Annotated in this window: 13 protein-coding genes and 1 pseudogene; 5 read left to right on the top strand and 9 right to left on the bottom strand. The window is 72.8% G+C overall.

Translation table 11 applies throughout. From position 1 onward, the window contains the following. Positions 1 to 50: 50 nt before the first annotated feature. Positions 51 to 2,249, bottom strand: coding sequence for a glycoside hydrolase family 9 protein (locus tag ACFXPL_RS13950; protein ID WP_384917613.1), 2,199 nt, complete (start codon positions 2,247 to 2,249; stop codon positions 51 to 53). Positions 2,250 to 2,767: 518 nt separating this feature from the next. Between ACFXPL_RS13950 and ACFXPL_RS13955 the strand changes: the two genes are divergently transcribed. Genes ACFXPL_RS13955 through ACFXPL_RS13965 form a run of 3 tightly spaced genes read left to right on the top strand, consistent with a single transcriptional unit; the run spans position 2,768 to position 5,087 of the window. Then, positions 2,768 to 3,529 (top strand): LamB/YcsF family protein, encoded by a 762-nt coding sequence (locus ACFXPL_RS13955; protein WP_384917616.1) that lies wholly within the window; start codon positions 2,768 to 2,770, stop codon positions 3,527 to 3,529. Beyond that, positions 3,526 to 4,185, top strand: coding sequence for an allophanate hydrolase subunit 1 (locus ACFXPL_RS13960; RefSeq protein WP_384917619.1), 660 nt, complete (start codon positions 3,526 to 3,528; stop codon positions 4,183 to 4,185). Before ACFXPL_RS13955 ends, ACFXPL_RS13960 begins: the two co-directional genes overlap by 4 nt. Beyond that, positions 4,182 to 5,087: a biotin-dependent carboxyltransferase family protein gene (locus ACFXPL_RS13965; protein WP_384917622.1), complete on the top strand. Its 906-nt coding sequence runs from the start codon at positions 4,182 to 4,184 to the stop codon at positions 5,085 to 5,087. Before ACFXPL_RS13960 ends, ACFXPL_RS13965 begins: the two co-directional genes overlap by 4 nt. A gap of 15 nt (positions 5,088 to 5,102) precedes the next feature. Here ACFXPL_RS13965 and ACFXPL_RS13970 read toward each other — a convergent pair. Continuing rightward, positions 5,103 to 5,222, bottom strand: a pseudogene (locus ACFXPL_RS13970) (MBL fold metallo-hydrolase); the annotation flags it as partial. A gap of 476 nt (positions 5,223 to 5,698) precedes the next feature. After that, positions 5,699 to 6,736: a sporulation protein gene (locus tag ACFXPL_RS13975; RefSeq protein ID WP_384917625.1), complete on the bottom strand. Its 1,038-nt coding sequence runs from the start codon at positions 6,734 to 6,736 to the stop codon at positions 5,699 to 5,701. 249 nt (positions 6,737 to 6,985) lie between these two features. On the opposite strand from ACFXPL_RS13975, the gene ACFXPL_RS13980 reads away from it, so the two are divergent. After that, the gene (locus tag ACFXPL_RS13980; protein WP_384917628.1) at positions 6,986 to 7,477 is read left to right on the top strand and encodes a carboxymuconolactone decarboxylase family protein; all 492 of its coding nucleotides are present in this window, start codon (positions 6,986 to 6,988) and stop codon (positions 7,475 to 7,477) included. Between the two features lie 133 nt (positions 7,478 to 7,610). Here the strand turns inward: ACFXPL_RS13980 and ACFXPL_RS13985 are convergent, their stop codons facing one another. The 6 genes from ACFXPL_RS13985 to ACFXPL_RS14010 all read right to left on the bottom strand — a co-directional run bounded on the left by ACFXPL_RS13985 (position 7,611) and on the right by ACFXPL_RS14010 (position 15,939). After that, positions 7,611 to 8,498 carry an aminotransferase class IV gene (locus ACFXPL_RS13985; protein WP_384917631.1) on the bottom strand — a complete coding sequence of 296 codons (888 nt, stop codon included), beginning with the start codon at positions 8,496 to 8,498 and terminating at the stop codon, positions 7,611 to 7,613. A 13-nt stretch (positions 8,499 to 8,511) separates the two neighbouring features. Beyond that, entirely contained in the window at positions 8,512 to 9,726 is a 1,215-nt protein-coding gene (locus ACFXPL_RS13990) for an FAD-dependent monooxygenase (RefSeq protein WP_384917635.1), read from the bottom strand. A 1-nt stretch (position 9,727) separates the two neighbouring features. Beyond that, positions 9,728 to 11,353 carry a class I adenylate-forming enzyme family protein gene (locus tag ACFXPL_RS13995; RefSeq protein ID WP_384917867.1) on the bottom strand — a complete coding sequence of 542 codons (1,626 nt, stop codon included), beginning with the start codon at positions 11,351 to 11,353 and terminating at the stop codon, positions 9,728 to 9,730. A gap of 86 nt (positions 11,354 to 11,439) precedes the next feature. Next, the gene (locus tag ACFXPL_RS14000) at positions 11,440 to 13,047 is read right to left on the bottom strand and encodes an AMP-binding protein (protein ID WP_384917637.1); all 1,608 of its coding nucleotides are present in this window, start codon (positions 13,045 to 13,047) and stop codon (positions 11,440 to 11,442) included. After that, on the bottom strand, positions 13,044 to 15,260 hold the full coding sequence (gene pabB / locus ACFXPL_RS14005) for an aminodeoxychorismate synthase component I (RefSeq protein ID WP_384917640.1): 2,217 nt from the start codon (positions 15,258 to 15,260) through the stop codon (positions 13,044 to 13,046). Before pabB ends, ACFXPL_RS14000 begins: the two co-directional genes overlap by 4 nt. Positions 15,261 to 15,339: 79 nt before the next feature. Then, complete coding sequence (locus ACFXPL_RS14010; protein ID WP_384917870.1) at positions 15,340 to 15,939, bottom strand: antibiotic biosynthesis monooxygenase; 600 nt, start codon at positions 15,937 to 15,939, stop codon at positions 15,340 to 15,342. Between the two features lie 366 nt (positions 15,940 to 16,305). Here ACFXPL_RS14010 and ACFXPL_RS14015 point away from each other — a divergent pair, with 366 nt between their 5' ends. Next, positions 16,306 to 17,358, top strand: coding sequence for an iron-siderophore ABC transporter substrate-binding protein (locus tag ACFXPL_RS14015; protein ID WP_384917643.1), 1,053 nt, complete (start codon positions 16,306 to 16,308; stop codon positions 17,356 to 17,358). Positions 17,359 to 17,533: the final 175 nt, after the last annotated feature.

The raw sequence follows: 17,533 nt of genomic DNA on the forward strand, positions 1-17,533 counted from the left end.
GGGCCGCGGCCCCCCCCCCCACAAGGTGGACAGGGCGGGCGGGCCGGCTCTCAGCCGCACGCGCCCGCGTTGAGGGTGAACGCGGTGGGCGCCGCGTTCGCTCCGGTGACGGCGGCCTGGAGACCGAAACTCACCGTCCCGCCGGGCGCGACCGCCCGGTTCCAGCCCGCGTCCTTCGCCGTGACGGTGGTGCCGCTCTGGCCGACGGTCGCGCCCCAGGCACTGGTCACCCGCTGGTCACCCCCGTACGTCCAGCCCAGCGTCCAGCCGTCGACGGCGGTCGTGGACGTGTTCCGCACCGTCACCGTCGCGGTGAACCCGCTGGACCAGGTGGAGTCGACCCGGTAGGTCACCGCGCACCCCGCGCCCGGCACCGGATCGCCCCCGCCGCCTCCACCGGTGGACGGCCCGGCGGCGTAGGACGCGAGCCAGACCAGCGGGGCGTTCCAGTTGACCGCCACCTCGTTGGTGGAGTACGAGCCGATGTCGTCGATGTAGCAGGCCGCGGGCGCGCACCCGGGAAGCTGCTGCTCCGCCACCGGATCCTGGAGCCCCGCGTTGGGGCCGCCCGCGAGCGAACCCGCCGGCGGGTGGGGGAGCGACGTGTCCGCCTGGTGCGCCCAGAACCGGTGGTGCTGGTTCTGGGAGGACCGCGTCCCGTACCCCGTGACGTACGACAGGTCGAGGGTGTTGCGGCCGAGCAGGTAGTCCAGCGTCTCGACCGCCCCGGCGCGGTAGCGCTGCTGGCCCGTCAGATCGCCGGCGACGGCCATCACCACCGCGTTGTTGGCCACCAGGCTGTTGGAGCCCCACACATACGTGGTCGAGGGGAGCGGCACCGCGTACCCCTGGCCCGCCATGAGGGACAGATAGCCGTCGGCGGCGGTGGTCACCGAGGCGCGGATCCGCGCCGTGTCCGAGGCGGACAGACCGGTGGGCACGGTGGCCAGGGTGAGCCGGCCGAGCGCCGCCGTGTCCGCCCAGCCGAACCCCGCCCCGGGGAAGGCGTTCGCGGCGGTGTGCCAGGACGAGCCGGTGACGGCGTCCCGGTACGCGGCCTCCCCGGTCGTCGCGTACAGCTCGGCGCCGGCCCAGTAGAACTCGTCGCTCACCGTCGCGTCACCGTAGGCGCCCCCGCCCGTCCCGTCCGAATCCGGCGCGATCAGCGCCGGGTTGGCGCGCGCCGCCGTCCAGGCGCGCCGGGCCGCGTCCAGGCAGCGGGCCGCGAACGCCGCGTCGTACGGGGCGTAGACCCGGGCGCACTGGGCGGCGGTGGCCGCGAGGTTGAGGGTCGCCGCGGTCGAGGGGCGGTGCAGTTCGCGCTGCTGGGCATCCTGCTCGGGCCGGGTGGGCAGCGCCGTCCAGGCCGCGTCGTGGATCTTGTGGAACGCCGTCCCCGCGAGCGGCTTGCCCGCGGGCACCTGCATCCGCATCAGGAAGTCCAGCTCCCAGCGTGCCTCGTCGAGCACGTCGGGGACGCCGTTGCCGCGCTCCGGGATCCTGAGCGTGGAGTCGCCCAGCGACGCCGCCGTACCGGCCCGTCCCGCGCGCTCGTACGCGTTGACCATCAGCCAGGTGGAGATGCCCCCGTTGACGACGTACTTGCCCTGGTCGCCCGCGTCGTACCAGCCGCCCCGTACATCACGGCTGTAGTCGCAGGCCCCGGCCTGGCAGGGCACGCTCGTGTCGCCCCTGTTCGGCGCGACCCCCAGATGCCCGGCGGGGCGCGCGTACGCCGCGCCCGCGAGCGACGCCTCGACGGCGATGCCGCTGCGCTGCTGGTAGAAGAACGACATCGCGTCCGAGCGCAGGGCCTTGTAGAGCCCGGCGTCGATGGCGAAGGGGTGGCTGCTCCGCCCGTCGGCGACCAGGGTGAAACCATTCCCCGTACCGCTGTACGAGGAGAAGTCGGCGAGCTGGGTGGCCTCGCGCGAGGCGGCGTCGGTGCCCCGGACGGTGGCGGTCCCGGAGGCGACGACCGCGCCCGCCGCGTTCTTGAGCTGCCAGGCGAGCGGCGTGGCCGACGCGGTCACGACGGTGGCGCGCTTGGGACCGTCGGGCAGATAGCCGAGCTGATTGGTGCGCACCGAGGTGTCCGCGGCGGCGGACACGGCGGCCCCGGAGGCGTCCGCGCCGACGGCGGACGTGGTCGCGGGACCGGTGACCAGCAGCGCCGCCGAGAGCGCCGCGGCGGCTGTCCAGGAGATGGCACGGCGTGGACCACGGAGCGGATACGGCGGAACGGGCATGGTGGGGGACCCCTTCGCAGGCGGCTCGAACAAGGAGTGGGAGCGCTCCCAGCGGAGCGTCGCATGGACACGTCAAGTGGTCAATGCGTGCGGCGGGGAAAGAGGGTGACACCCGGTTCGATGATGCCGGGCGGGTGGAAGAGGAGGGAACGACCCCGCCGGGGGTGAGGCGACGGTCGAGCGGACCGAGGGCGGACGTACGGTCAGGGTCAGGAACGTGTGCGGGCAGGGAAGAGAGGAGACCCATCCGTCGTGATCACCGAAGCCGCGTACCGGGTGGTCCCGGGCGGCCCCGCCCGACGCCGGTACACCCTTCCGGGAACGGGCAACCCGCTGCACCGGGCGCCCCGGCCCGTCGTTTCCTCGCCGAACCCGGCCCGCCGCGCGCGCGGTCGGCCCGCCCCGCCGGTGAACTGCCCCCACCGGCGCGGGAACCGGACGCCCACGACCCCGCCGAGACCGGACCCCCGATCCGCCACCCGATCCGCACGACCCTCCCGACCTGGCAGGTGTGACCCATGACGATCGATCTCAACAGCGACCTCGGCGAAGGCTTCGGAGCCTGGCGCCTCGGCGACGACGACGCCCTCCTCACCCTCGTCACCAGCGCCAACATCGCCTGTGGCTTCCACGCCGGCGACCCGACCGTGATGCGGGGCGCGTGCGAGGAGGCGGCCCGGCGCGGAGTCGCGATCGGCGCCCAGGTCGGCTACCGCGACCTGCCCGGATTCGGCCGCCGCTTCATCGACGTCGACCCGCCGGAACTCGTCAACGACGTCGTCTACCAGATCGCCGCCCTCGACGGCTTCGCCCGCCTCGCCGGTACCCGCGTCACCTACGTCAAACCCCACGGCGCGCTCTACAACGCGATCGTCCACCACGAGGCACAGGCCGCCGCCGTGGCCGAGGCCGTACGCCGCTACGACCCCGCCCTGGCCGTACTCGGCCTGCCCGGCAGCGCCTGGCTCCGCCACGCCGCCGACGCCGGACTGCCCTGTTTCCAGGAGGCGTTCGCCGACCGCGCGTACACCCCTCAGGGCACCCTGGTCTCCCGGCGCGAACCCGGCGCGGTGCTGCACGATCCCGACGCGATCGTGGCGCGCTCCCTGCGCATGGTCACCGAGGGGGTCGTGACCGCCGTCGACGGCACCGACGTCCCCGTACGCGCCGACTCCCTCTGCGTCCACGGCGACACCCCCGGCGCGGTGGCGATCGCCCGCCTGCTCCGCGACGAACTCACCCGCACGGGCCACGGCCCCCGGCCCTTCACCGCCCGATGACCACCCCCGACGGCCCCGTCCTGCGGCCCATGGGCAGCGCGGCGCTCCTCGCCGAACTCGACGGACTCGACGCCGTCCTCGCGCTGCGCGCCGAACTGGCGGCCGACACACCGCGCGGCGTACGCGAACTGGTCGCCGCCGCGCGCACCCTGCTGATCACCTACGACCCGGCGGTGACCGGACACGACAGGCTCGCCCGCGAGGTCGCCCGCCGCGCCACGAAGCCCCGTACGGAACGGCCCGGCCAGGGAGCCGACCGGAGAGGCGACCAGGACGAACTGACCGTTCCCGTACGGTACGACGGCCCCGATCTCCACGAGGTCGCGCGACGGACCGGGCTGACCACGGAAGAGGTGATCGCCCGTCACACCGCGCCCCGCTACACCGTGGCGTTCGCCGGATTCGCCCCCGGCTTCGGCTATCTGACCGGCACCGACCCGCTGCTGGCGCTGCCCCGCCGCGCCGAGCCGCGCACCGAGGTACCGGCGGGCGCCGTCGCCGTCGCGGGCGGCTTCACCGGTGTCTACCCGCGCCCCTCACCCGGCGGCTGGCACCTCCTGGGCACCACCCCGCTCACTCTGTGGGACGAGCGACGCGACCCGCCCGCGCTGCTCGTACCCGGCAGAGCCGTACGGCTGCGGGAGGCCGGCCGATGAACGGGCGCCACCTGGAGATCCTCGCCCCCGGCCCGCTGACCACCGTCCAGGACCTCGGCAGGCCCGGCTGGGCCCACCTCGGCGTCACGACGTCGGGCGCGGCCGACACCGCCTCCCTCACCCTCGCCAACCGGCTGCTCGGCAACCCGGAGGACTCCGCGGCACTGGAGATCACCCTCGGCGGGCTGCGTGCCCGGATCCGCTCCCGCCGCGCCGACGGCACACCGACGGTGCTCTACCTCGCCCTCACGGGCGCGCCCTGCCCCGTCCGCCTCGACGGCCGGCCCGCAGGGATGAACGCCCCGATCGCCGTGACCGACGGCCAACTCCTCGAACTCGGCCCGCCGGCCTCCGGGCTGCGCACCTATCTCGCCGTACGGGGCGGGCTCGACGTACCGCCCGTCCTCGGCTCCCGCTCGGCCGACCTGCTCTCCGGCCTCGGCCCGCCGCCCCTGACGGCGGGCGACACGGTGCCCCTCGCCCCGGCCACCGGCAGCATGCCCGGCGTCGATCTGGCACCGTGCGCCGACCCGCCGCGGGAGTTCACCCTCAGGGTGGTGCCAGGACCACGGGACGACTGGTTCGACGAGGCGTCCCGCCGGGCCCTCTACCGGGAGCGCTGGGAGGCCACCAGCCGGAGCAACCGGGTGGGTGTACGGCTCGACGGCCCCGCCCTCGTCCGCGCCGGGTACGGTGAACTCCCGGCCGAGGGCATGGTCCGAGGCGCCCTCCAAGTCCCCCCGAACGGGCGGCCGATCCTCTTCCTCGCCGACCATCCGGTCACCGGCGGCTATCCGGTCATCGGAGTCGTCCACACGGACGACCTCCCGCTCGCCGGCCAGCTGCCCCCGGGCGCCGCGGTCCGCTTCCGCCGGTACGGGGCCGGCCGCGCCCCGCGGTGAGGCGGGCGCCTGCTCCGCCTTGGGGCCGAGGGCGAACCCACCGGTCTCCCGGCGGACTTCCAGGGCGCCCGCACCACCGAAGTGCGCGGGAACGAGCAACTCCCGTTCGTCGGCCGCCCGCCCGGGAATCCGGCGGACGTACGTCACCTGGTGGCGCGTCATCCTCGCCGCCACCCTGCTCCGCGACACCCGCGACACCCGCGACACCCGCGACACCCGCGACACCCGCGACACCCTGGCCGCCATCGCCGGCCGGGTGGGCCACGGCAGCCCGTACACGCTCTCCCACGCCTTCCAGAGGGAGTCCGGTACGACACCGGGGCGGTACCGGGCGCGGGCCGTGGAGCGACCCGCCTCCCGCGCGAGCCTCGACCGACGTCGCCGACCGACGACGGCCGGTCGGAGCCGTCTCCTGTCGGTATGTGTGACGGAATGGGAACCCCGAGGGCCGGTTTTCCGTTTCCACCTATGTGGGCACGGAGGGGACCGTGTCCCCGGGCCTCCCCCCGAGCGCCCGGGTACGCCGCGAGGCGACCGCCCTCCGCTCGCGCACCGAACGGCCCCGGCTGGAATCCCCCGTCCAGCCGGGGCCTTCGTCCTTCCCGGCTTCGTTACTCGTCGTCGCCGCCGTCGTCCTCGTCGCCCTCGAAGGCGTCACCGATCTCGTCGACGACCTCCGCGGCGACCATCCCGCCCACGACACCGACCGCCACACCCGCCGCGACGCCGGCCACCACGGCGCCGGTGCTCGGGCCGGAGCGCCGCTCACCGGAATGGTGCTCGCCGTGACCGTGGTCCGCGTACCCGCCGTGGCCGCCGTGGCCGCCGTACCCTCCGTGCCCGTGCGTCTCGTAGGGACCGGGACCGGTACGCGACGCGTGCGCGTCGAGGACCTGCCGGAACCAGCCGTCGACCTCAGCGTTCCACTGGGTCCGCGCCACGTCGTGGTGCGAGACCGTGAACCGGTGCACGGTGTCGTGGCCGCCGGAGAAGAGCCCGCCGCGCTTGTCGGCCTCGATGACGACCTCCATCCCGCCGGGCGCGGCGAGGAACGTCACCTCGATCTCGTTCACCACGTGCGCGTACTGCGCGGGCGGTGTGAGTTCCAGCTCCTGGTAGAAGGGGAGCCGCTGACCGGTGCCGTTGATGTGCCCCAGCTCCAGATCGGCCGATTTGAAACCCCAGCCGAGCTGCCCGAGCGCCTCCAGGATCGCCTCCTGCACCGGCAGCGGCGCCACCCCGAGCTGGTCGAGATCGCCCTTGTCACGCGCTCCGGCCACCGCCAGTTCGGTGCGTACGCCCAGCACCACGCCCAGCGGCTGGCCGTGCAGTTCGGTCAGCGGTGTCTCCCACGGGAGGGTCAGGGAGAACGGCACCGCGTGCTCGGTCTCCTCGGCCAGGCGGAAGCCGCCGCCGACCACCGTACGGTCGAAGACGACGGTTCCCTCGCTCTCCCCGTCGTCCCCCTCCGCCTCCACACGGGCGACCAGATCCAGCGTGATCTGCTCGATCTCCACGTCCGCCCGGCCGCCGCGCAGCAGCACCCGGCCGGTCAGGGGGCCGCCGGGGACGGCGGTCGTGCTGTCCAGCACCGTGTCGACCGAGGGACCGCCGACACCGACGGCTCCGAGCAGTTTCTTGAACACCATCGTGGCGTCCACTCCTTCATACGCTTCTGTCGTTCCCTGCACTGATCCCCGCTGAGGACCGGCGGGGTGTGGGGCGCCACCAGAACTACCCCAGAAGGTAAAGCGATTCCCAAGGGGCGCCCCGGAGACGGCGATTTCCAGCCAACCGGGCGCCGGGCGGCCCTCCGGACCCCCGCGTCCCCCGAAACGCCGTTCCGGTATTTCGCGATTCCGTTCCCCGACTGCCGTACCGGGGAATAGAGTTCCGGTATGAACCGCCAAGAATCCACGCCCCGCGTACCGCTGAAGAAACTCACCCCGGACGTCACCGGTGCCATGGGCGCTCTGCACGCCGCAGCCGTTTCCGCGGCACGCGAAGCCGAGGTCGAGCCGGAAATCCTGGAACTCATCAGGATTCGCGCCTCGCAGATCAACGGCTGCGCCTTCTGCCTCGACATGCATACGAAGGACGCCCGAGCCCAGGGCGAGGCCGAGCACCGTGTCCACACGCTGATCGCCTGGCGCGAGACACCGTTCTTCAGCGAGCGGGAGCGTGCCGCCCTCGCGCTGACCGAGGCTGTGACCCTGGTCCACGACGGCCAGGTGCCCGACGCGGTCTACGCCGACGCCGCCGCCGTCTTCGAGGAGGCACAGGTCGCGGCATTGATCTGGGCGGCCACCGTCATCAACGCGTACAACCGCATCGCCATCGCCACCCGAATGGTTCCGGGCGCCTATCAGCCGGTACCCAAGAATTCGTGAACCAGGAATATCGCGCCGGGCCGCAGATACGGCCCGGCGCGATATACGCGTCCGATGTCGAAACCGGGGTCAATTTCCCTGTCCCCGGACCCCGTTCACCCGGAGGGCGTCTTTCCCGACGGGTCGGCGGAGGTCATGGCCAGTCCACCGGAAGCGGCTCGGTGATTCCGGCCAGCCATTCCCGCCACTCGGGCGCACGGGTCGCCGCGCCCGCCCGCATCGGCCGCCCCGTCCACGCCGTCACCGGACGGATCCCGTGCAGCGCGTTCACCAGCCACACCTCACGCCCCTCCAGATCCGCCACCGTACGTTCACAGGCGACGAACGGAATCCGGGCCCGCCGGGCCCGTTCACGGATGACCGCGGTGGTGACCCCCGCCAGCACCGGCAGCGCCGGCGACGGCACACAGAGCGTCCCCTCCTCCCACCACAGCACACTGGAGTACGCGGCCTCCAGTACCAGCCCCGAGGCGGAGGTCAGCAGCGCCTCGTCGGCCCCGTGGGCCGCCGCCCGCCGCCGTACCCCCGCGAGCGTGTCCAGGTCCGGGCCCTTGCGCCGGGGAACCGCCCGGGGATCGGGCTGCCCCTCCGACCACACCCGTACCTCCGAGGTGAGCGGCGGAGCGACCCGAAGCCGCAGCCTCAGCAGGGGAGTCCGGCCGTCGGGCGCCAGCTCCACCCGGGGGAACCAGGACCCCTCGCGCGGCAGGGCGGCCGTCATGTCCTGCCAGAATGCCGCCAGTTGACCGTGCGGCAGCTCGACGGTCTCGGCGCAGGCGCGCAGAAACCTTTCGCGGTGCCGGGCGAGCGCGCGCACCCGCCCGTCGGCGACCAGCCACGAGTCCGCGGCCGGCAGCGCGCCGCCGGTACCGCCCGCGCCGCCGGATCCCGCGGGCCCGCCGGACGTCTCCGCCATGACGGTGAGGCCATGGCCCGGCTCCCAGCCCAGAACCCGCTCCGTGACCGCTTCCACGCGGTCGGTCGGTGTTGCCGCCATCGGCTCGTACCTCCTGTCGTTCATCCCACCCAGCCTGTCAGTACCTGCGGCCCGCCGCGGACGGCGGCCCCTGCCGGGGACCGTACGGCGCGCGCTCCAGCCACTCGCCGCACCACGGCAGTACGGGAGCGAACGCCGCCGCCGCGCGCTGCTTGACCCGTACGGTCCGCCGCGGCCGGAGATGCTCCAGTGCCGCGCCGGCCGCCGCGCTGTTGAACAGCGCCGCCTCCCTGCGGGCCACCGCGAACTCCTCGACGGGGCGGGCCGATCCGGTGGCGATCCCGGCGGCGACCGCCGCCGCTGCCGCCGCCGCGTCCGCGATACCGCTGTTCATGCCCCGCGCGCCGAACGGCGGAAAGAGGTGCGCCGCCTCACCGACGAAGAGCACCCGGCGGCCCGGATCGGTGAACTCGGCCGCCACCTTCCGCAGGAAACGGTACGTCGACACCCACAGCACCCGCTCGGCGTAACCGTCCCCCACCAGCCGGGGCAGCCACCCCCGTACCGCCTCCCTCGTCCCGTACGTCTCGGGCACGTCGTCCTCCCGGCACTGGAGATCGATCTGGAACCCCCCGGTGAACGGCACCCGCATCACCGTACGTCCGTCCGCCCCCGGATGCTCGTAGTGGAACACCCGCTCAAGGGGCAGCTCGGCCCCCGGAATGTCGGCGACGTCCACCACCACGTGGAACCCCTCCGAACGGGCCCCGCGCATCGGGATGTCGAGCTGGGCCCGTACCGTCGAGCGGGCGCCGTCGGCCGCGATCACATGGCTGCCCGACCAGTCCCTGCCGTCCCTGGTGGTGATGCCGACCCCCTTCCTCGACACCCGCACCTGCTCCACCCGCGCGCCCCACTCGAACCGCACACCGGCCGCCTCGCACGCCGCGAGCAGGAACCTCTCCGTGTCCACCTGCCGCAGGCTCGTGAACGGTGTGACACCGACAACCCCCGCGCCGGCCGGTGCGGGCGAAGGCTCGGGAAAGGTCCGCGCGTACACCTCACGCCCCCGGTACAGGGTGCGTCTGGTGTGCCAGGTCCTGCCGTACGCGACGATCTCGGCGGCCAGCCCCGGCCGCATCCGCTCCAGCAGCTGCAACGTCTCCCGATGGACGAACAGGGCCCGGCTGCCCGGCCGTTCTCGGCCCCGCGGATCCGCCTCCAGTACGGTGACCGGCAGGCCGCCCGCCCGCAGCGCGAGCGCCGCCGACAGGCCCACAGGACCGGCGCCCACCACCATGACAGGCGTCATCTCAACCCCCGAGACCGGCGGCGGGCAGAGCGCCCCGGTCCAGCATGGCGGTGATCTCCAACCGCTTGATCTTCCAGGTCGACGTCCTCGGCAGATCGTCGAACCGCCACTGGAGAGGCGCCGACATCCCGGGCAGGTCCGCGGTCGCCTCGCCCCACCGCCGCGCGTCGAGCGGCCGGTCGCCCCGGACACACACCACCGGTACCGGCTCGCGTTCGGCGCCCGGCACGATCACGACCTCACGCAGCTCCTCCAGCCGGGACATCAGGATGTCCTCCACCGCCAGATTGCTGTTCACCGCGTCGATCAGATCGACCTCGCGGTCCAGCAGGTAGAGCCCGCCCCAGCGATCGCGATACCCCATGTCGCCCATCTGCCACCACCCGTCGTGGAGTTGACGGTCGTAACTCTCCCTGGCCCCCAGATAGGTGAGGATGAGTCCCCGGGTACGGGCCTCGATCCGGCCCGGTGTGCCGGGGGCCGCACGCCGTCCGTCGCCGTCCGCGATCCGTACCCGGGTGAACCCGGGGATCGCGGTGCCGACCCGCCTGCTGTCCGCTCTCGCCGCACCGCGCCGCGAGTACCACTGGAACGCCACCGGCCCCGTCTCGCTCTGCCCGTAGAGCTGTACGAGCCAGGGCGCGCGCCGCCGGGAGGCGCCCAGCAGCTTGTGCACGGTGCGCGGATGGATGGCGTCGAAGGTGGAACCGTACGAACGCACCGAGGACAGCGGCGCCCCGGGCGCGTCCGCCAACTCCTCCCACAGCACGAAGGTGTTGGGATGGGTCTCCACGATGCCCGGCCGGTGCCGGGCGAGCAGCGGTCCCGCCGAGGCCGGATCGGGGTCGACGATCAGCAGCAGCGGGCTGCCGAAGTGCAGCAGCACACCGAGGAGATGGTAGAAGCGGGAGTGCGCGAAGGACAGGTGCAGCGCCGCGCGCTCGCCCCGGGTCGGCCAGCCCAGCGCCTTCTGCGGGACCAGCCGGTTCCCCATGGTGTGCGCGCAGTGCACCGCCAGCTTCGGCACCCCTGTGGTGCCCGAGCTGTGGGTGATCAGCGAGGGCTCGCGCGGATGGAGCCGCACCGGCGCGTGCGGCGCCGCGTCGGCGTACGCGTCCAGCGGTACGGCGCCGTCCGGCCCCGGGGTGTCACCCGTCCCCGCTGAGCCGGCGGAGCCGGTGCTCCGGTCGACGGTGAGTACCTGGCGGACCAGACAGGCCACCCCGGCGGGGCCGGCACCCGGCACGGAGGCTGCCGCCCGCGGCGCTCCCGCGTCGCGCAACGACCCCTCCAGCGTGGCCCGGTCGGTGATCAGCCAGGGCCGGCCCAGCCGCTCCAGCAGCTCACCGGCCACCCGGCCGTGCAGCCCCGGCGAGAGCAGTGCGGGCACGGCCCCGATCCGGGAGACGGCGCAGGCCAGTACCACGATGTCGACGTTGTCCGACTTGTGGATGGCCACCCGCTCGGTCGGTCTGACACCCGCCGCCCAGAGTCGCGCGGAGAGATCGTCCACGAGGCCGGCCAGCTCCCGGTAGCTCAGGTCGAGCCCCGCCCCGGGGCTCACGTCCAGCGGCCGGTCCAGGGTGACCGGTACGGCGCCGTACCGCCGGGCGGCCTGGTGGAACATCAGCCCGAGGGAGAATCCGCGCTCGGAGGGGAGAGGGTGGCGCACGGTGACCTTCTTTCCTGAACGTCGGAAGCCATGAGGGGAGTTCACCAGGAGCCCCGGCGCACGAGAGGCCGCCTGAGTTTGCCCGTGGGGGTGCGGGGCAGGGACTCCACGAACCGGACCGTCCTGGGCACCTTGAACGGCGCGAGACGCTCCCGGGCGAGCCCGACGATCCCCGCTTCCAGAGCCTCGGTGTCCTCGACGGGAGCGGCCGGGACGACGAACGCCCGCAGCCGGGTGGCGCCCCGGTCGTCGGTGAACGCCGCCACGGCGACCTCACGGACCGCCGGGTGTGTCCGCAGCACGCCTTCGATCTCCAGCGGCGACACGGTGATCCCGCCCACCATCTCCAGGTCGTCCGTCCTGCCGAGGTGGCGGTACGTGCCGTCCGGCTCGCGCTGCGCGAGGTCCCGGGTGGCCAGCCAGCCGCCGGTCAGGGTGCGGGCGGTGTCCTCGGGCAGGTTGAGGTAGCCGGTGGTCAACGTCGGTCCCTTCACCCACAGTTCACCCTCCTCGCCGTCCGGTACCGGCCTCCCGTCGGCGTCCCGCAGCTGCACCTCGTAACCCGGCACCGGACGGCCCACGGTGCCCGGCGTGTTGTGGGAGAGGCTGTTGGCACAGAAGGCGTGGCCGACCTCGGTCGAGCCGATCTGCTCCAGAACGGGTGCCCCGAGCAGTTCGGTGACGCGCTCCCCGAGTCCGGCGGGCATCCTCTCACCGGCCGAGACCGCGGCGCGTACGGACGCGAAGCACGCCGCGTGCCCGTCCGCCCGGTCGGCGACCAGCGCCGCGTACGCCGACGGCACCGAGTACAGCAGTGTCACCCGGTGGCGCGCGACCAGCTCGTCCACGGTGGCGGGGGAGGGGCGCCGGCCCACCAGGACCGCGGCGGAGCCGGAGAAGAGCGGGAAGACGAACGCGTTGCCGAAGCCGTACGCGAAGAAGAGCTTGGAGACCGACAGGGTGACGTCGTCGGGACCGATCCGCAGCAGCCGCCTCCCGACGAACTCGTAGTACGCCTCCGGGTCCCCGTGACCGTGCACCACCCCCTTGGGGCGGCCGGTGGTCCCCGACGTGTACTGGACGTACAGCGGCGTACCTGAGCCGGCCGGCCGGGGCTCGGCCGGGGCGGCCGTGCAGGCGAGCGCCATGAGCTGGTCGCTGAAGAGCCGTCGCTCCGGCGGGAAGCGGTCCTCCAGCCCCGGACCGGTCACCCCGAGCGTGACGTCGGCGTCCCCGGCCACGAAGTCGTGGTCGGCGCTGGGCAGTTCGGGGTTGGCCAGGACCGCGGTCGCGCCGAGCCGCGCGAGGGCGAGGAAGGTGATCACCCAGGCGACGGAGTCGGGGAGCGCGAGCAGCACCCGGTCTCCCGGTGCGACTCCGCGCTCGGCCAGTACGGTGGCGGCGCGCGCGGCGAGCCCGTGCACCTCGCCGTGGGTCCAGACCCGGTGGTCCTGGTGGAAAGCCGGCCGGTCGGTCCATCCGTGGCGCTCCGCCAGGTCGGCCAGGTCGGCCGCCAGGTTGCCGGGACAGGTCCTGGCCGTGCCGGTACGCCCCAGGCGCGGGGCGGTCACGACGGCGGGCCCCGGTGGGCCGGCGGGGGCGAGCGGGGCGGACCGGGAGGTGAGTCGCAGGGTGGTGGGGGGCGTCATCGGACCGGCTCCTCTACGGGGACTGCGGCTTCGGGGACCGTGGCTGCGGGGACAGTGGTCACGGGCGCGGTGGGGTGCCGGGCGCGGGCCCGGACCGTGTGGTCCAGGTAGGCGCGCATGGGGGCGGCCGTCTTCAGCAGCATCTCGTTGTACTCGGCCGCGGGATCGGAGCCCAGGACGATGGCGCCGCCCGCCCCGAGCCGCATCCGGCCGCCGCTGAACACCGCCGTACGGATCACGATGTTGAGGTCCGCGGCGCCGTTGCAGCTCAGATAGCCGAGGGCGCCGGAGTACACACCGCGGGCCCGGGTCTCCAGCCGGTCGATGATCTCCAGCGTGCGCAGTTTCGGTGCCCCGGTCATCGAACCGCCTGGGAAGCAGGCACGTACGCAGTCCAGCGCGTCCTTGTCCTCGCGGAGGCGTCCCTGAACGGTGGAGACCAACTGGTGCACGGTCGCGTACGTCTCGGTCGCCATCAGCCGGGGCACCCGCACCGTACCCGTCCGGCAGACCCGGCCCAGGTCGTTGCGGAGCAGATCGACGATCATCAGGTTCTCGGACCTGGTCTTCTCGTCGGCGGCGAGCGACGCCCGCAGCCGGGCGTCCTCCTCGGGCCGTTCGCCGCGCGGCGCGGTGCCCTTGATCGGCTTGGCCTCCACGGTGCCGTCCCGGCCGATCCGCAGGAACCGCTCGGGCGACGAGCACGCCACGTCGACCTCGCCGAACTTCAGATACGCCGCGTACGGGGCCGGGTTGTGGCGGCGCAGCACCCGGTAGAAGTCGTACGCGTCGGGCGGCGCCGGCAGATCGACGGCGTTGGTGAGACAGATCTCGTAACTCACCCCGTCGGCCAGCTCCCGCTTGCAGGACTCGATGTCGGCGAGATAAGCGGGACGGCCGCGCTCCAGCCAGGGTTCGGCCGCCCCGAGGTCGACGTCGGCCGGGCGCGGCGCGGCGGGCGTCTGGGCCGTGGGTACGCAACTCAACCGCGCCACGGCCGAGTCGAGCCAGTCGGCGGCCTCCCGCGCCGCACGGGGCGTGTTCTCGGCGAGGGCGACCGCGTACGTCGTGCCCTCCTGGTGGTCCACCACCACGATCCGGTCGGCGAACAGCCAGCAGGCGTCGGGGGTTTCGGCCCGGTGGCGGCCCGGTGACCCGCAGTCCGCCTTCATCTCGTACCCGAAGTACCCGACGTAGCCGGCTGTGAAGTCGAAGGGCAGGTCGGGGGCGTCCACCGCCCGGAGCGCCAACTGCCGTCCGAGATGGTCGAACACACTGCCCCGCACCCGGCGGGTGGCCCGGCCGGTCCGCTCGATCTCGCTCCGCCCCGTCCCGACGTCGTACCGTACGAACTCCGCGAGCGGGCCCGTACCGTCCCCGAAGAACGAGAAGCGCGACTGCCCTGCCTCGACGCGCGCGCTGTCCAGCCAGAACGCGCGGGGGGCGTCGGCGCACATCCGGGTGAACGCGGCCTCGGGGTCCACCGGTGTGTCGATCATTCTGCTGTGCAGCCGGTAGCGGCCGGTACCGGCCGCTGAGGCCGGCTCCCGGGCGACCCCCGCGTTCGCCGCCGTCCCCGCCGCCCCGGCCGTCACCTTCGTCCGCGCCCTGGTACGCGAGCGGCCCGTACGCGACCAGGACGTGGTGAGTTCGGCGAAGTTGGCGAGCATCCGGTGGCCGAACTCGGTGAGGATCGACTCGGGGTGGAACTGCACGCCCCACATCGGGCGGGTACGGTGCCGCAGCCCCATCAGCACCCCGTCCTCGGCCCACGCGGTGGCCTCCAGGGACGGCGGAAGCGGTTCCCGTACGGCGAGCGAGTGGTAGCGCACCGCGGTGAAGTTCTGCGGTATCCCGCGGAACAGCTCCCGCCCGTCGTGCCGGATGACGGAGAGATGGCCGTGCCGGGGGCGGGGCGCCGCCACGACCTGGGCCAACTCGCCCACCGCGATGCCCTGATGGCCGAGGCACACCCCGAGAACGGGGATCCCGGACCGGGCGAGCAGCGCCGTACCGATGCCGAAGTCGCGCGCCGTGCCGGGATGTCCAGGCCCCGGGGACACCACGACGTTGTCGAACGCCCGCAGATCCAGCTCCGCGCCGGCCGGCGCGTCGTTGAGCAGCACCACCGGCTCCTCGCCATTCACCTCGGCGATGAGCTGGAACAGGTTGTACGTGTACGAGTCATAATTGTCGATGAGCAGAGTCTTCACCCGGCCCACCTCCTTTTCGTCTTTCCGGGGCCGTGCGGTTCCGTGGCGCGAACCGTGCCCGTTTCCCCGCGCGTTCCCCTTACGCGGCCCGGCGCTTGTGCCGTCCGCGGAACGCCTGGAGAGGCGGATACAGCCATTTCTTGAGAAAGCGCTGAAGACGTGGCATCAGCACCCAGGTGACAATGGCCGTCACACTCAGGCAGAGAATGAGTGTCCTTACGAGTGAGTGGAGAGCGCCCAGATAGGGAATCACCGTCAGGTTGAAGAGGAGTACCGGCGGGAAGACGGCGCCCATGTTCACGAACCACAACTTCCATTTCGGCGGCGGCCGGGGCGGTGACGGCGGCGCCGCCTCCGGCGGGCCCTCGAACCAGGCTCTGAGACCTCGTATCCTCCGGTGCCCGGTCTCCCGGGCAAGCTGATTCCCGTACGACGCCAGCCGCGTCCGTGCGGCGGACTCCTCCCAGGCCGCCGTGGCACCGGCGGAGTCGAACCGGTGAATGACATGCCATTCCGAGCCGACCTCGCCAGGGGCGAGTACCCCGCCTCCCAGATATCCGGGAACGCGGGCCGCGGCACCCAGTACGGCCATCGCCCATGAACGGAACTCGCTTTCGCGGCCCGGCGCGACATGGTAGGCGGTCGTGACGGTGATCGGTTCGCTCTGCACTCCGGCCATGACCTCCTTCGCGGCATCACGACGCCGTGATGCCTTGGCCGGTGATCCCATTTCATCGAGCCGGACATCCTTGAATACGAAAGCACTGTGCCGCGTGTTCAACCGGTTCCGGGGAAATCCTGTGCGTCTTCGCCGGGGGCCCTTCACGCCCCGCCGGCAACGGTGTTCACGCGGGCGGCCCCGGGGGGCACGGCCCGCGTCCGTGCCGCCGGGGAGCGCTCGCCGCACGCACGGCGTCCCGGCGGCGTCCGGCGTCGCGGCGGCGGACAGTGCTCAGCGCCCGCCAGTTGAAAGGAAAATGCGACTTAGCTTAGGCTTGCCTAAGATCGGGCGATCTACGCTGTCCACGAAACCTGAGGAACACCCATGCCATCCTGGTTCACCCGCGCGCGTCGACAGACCCTCGCCGTCTCGGCCACCGCCGCCGCGCTCGCACTCGTTCTCGGAGGCTGCTCGTCGGCCGAGAACGAGAACTCCGGTGCCTCGGCCAAGAGCGGCGCCGGTGACGGGGCGTTCCCGGTCACGATCAAGAGCGCGCTCGGATCGGCGAAGATCACCGAGCAGCCCGAGCGGGTCGTGACCCTGGGGCAGGGCTCCGCGGAGACCGCCATCGCGCTCGGCCACACGCCGGTGGGCATCGAGAGCTACGAGTGGGGCAGCGACAAGTCCGGCTACCTGCCGTGGATCCACGACGCGGTGAAGAAGTCGGGTGACAAACTGCCCACCCAGTTCGCGGGCGGGGAGGACATCGACTTCGAGGCCATCACCGAACTTCAGCCCGATGTGATCCTCGCGCCCTGGTCGGGCGTCACCCAGGAGCAGTTCGACATCCTCTCGGACATCGCGCCGACCGTGGCCTACCCCGAGCTGGCGTGGAGCACCAACTGGGACGAGCAGATCGAGATCATCGCCAAGGCGCTGGGACAGCCGGACGACGCGAAGAAGCTGACCTCGACGATCAAGAAGCAGCTCGCGGACGCCGCCGCGACCCGGCCGCAGTACAAGAACGTCTCGTTCTCCTACATCTACACGTCAGGACCGGGCACGCTCGGCGTCTTCCTCCCCGAGGAGCAGCGCGTCGAGATGGCCTCGTCCCTCGGCCTCACCGTCGACCCGGTGGTGAAGACGTTCAAGGAGACCAAGGGCACCGACTCGGCGCTCATCGGTCTGGAGAACGCGGAGAAGCTCTCCGACAGCGACCTGGTCTTCACCTTCTACTCCGACGCCAAGACCCGCAAGGAGATCGAGGCGCAGAAGCTGTACGCGGCGATCCCCGCCGTCAAGCGTGACTCCCTCGTCGCCAGCGACGACCCCTCCTTCGTCACGGCGTCGTCGATCATCAACCCGCTCACCGTTCCCTGGGTCATCGACCGCTACCTCCCGCTGATCGACAAGGCCGTCACCAAGCTCGACAAGTAAGGCGTACGGAAACCGGATGACCACCACCACCGCACCGGCCCGTACCGGCGGTGCCCGCCCCCCGCGGGGCCGGGCCGCCCCCCCCGGGGAGGCCCCGCGACCCCGGGCCGGCGGGCGGGGCCGAGCCGGGGGGGCGGGGGTGGTGTTGGGCAGCAGGGCCCCCAACGTGGGGGGT

The sequence above is a fragment of the Streptomyces sp. NPDC059092 genome, assembly GCF_042756365.1.
In the GTDB taxonomy this organism is placed as follows: Bacteria; Actinomycetota; Actinomycetes; order Streptomycetales; family Streptomycetaceae; genus Streptomyces.

Coding starts and splice junctions, on each gene's coding strand:
- ACFXPL_RS13950 (WP_384917613.1), bottom strand. CDS start 2,249: ATGCCCGTTCCGCCGTATCCGCTCCGTGGTCCACGCCGTGCCATCTCC.
- ACFXPL_RS13955 (WP_384917616.1), top strand. CDS start 2,768: ATGACGATCGATCTCAACAGCGACCTCGGCGAAGGCTTCGGAGCCTGG.
- ACFXPL_RS13960 (WP_384917619.1), top strand. CDS start 3,526: ATGACCACCCCCGACGGCCCCGTCCTGCGGCCCATGGGCAGCGCGGCG.
- ACFXPL_RS13965 (WP_384917622.1), top strand. CDS start 4,182: ATGAACGGGCGCCACCTGGAGATCCTCGCCCCCGGCCCGCTGACCACC.
- ACFXPL_RS13975 (WP_384917625.1), bottom strand. CDS start 6,736: ATGGTGTTCAAGAAACTGCTCGGAGCCGTCGGTGTCGGCGGTCCCTCG.
- ACFXPL_RS13980 (WP_384917628.1), top strand. CDS start 6,986: ATGAACCGCCAAGAATCCACGCCCCGCGTACCGCTGAAGAAACTCACC.
- ACFXPL_RS13985 (WP_384917631.1), bottom strand. CDS start 8,498: ATGAACGACAGGAGGTACGAGCCGATGGCGGCAACACCGACCGACCGC.
- ACFXPL_RS13990 (WP_384917635.1), bottom strand. CDS start 9,726: ATGACGCCTGTCATGGTGGTGGGCGCCGGTCCTGTGGGCCTGTCGGCG.
- ACFXPL_RS13995 (WP_384917867.1), bottom strand. CDS start 11,353: ATGTTCCACCAGGCCGCCCGGCGGTACGGCGCCGTACCGGTCACCCTG.
- ACFXPL_RS14000 (WP_384917637.1), bottom strand. CDS start 13,047: ATGACGCCCCCCACCACCCTGCGACTCACCTCCCGGTCCGCCCCGCTC.
- ACFXPL_RS14010 (WP_384917870.1), bottom strand. CDS start 15,939: ATGGCCGGAGTGCAGAGCGAACCGATCACCGTCACGACCGCCTACCAT.
- ACFXPL_RS14015 (WP_384917643.1), top strand. CDS start 16,306: ATGCCATCCTGGTTCACCCGCGCGCGTCGACAGACCCTCGCCGTCTCG.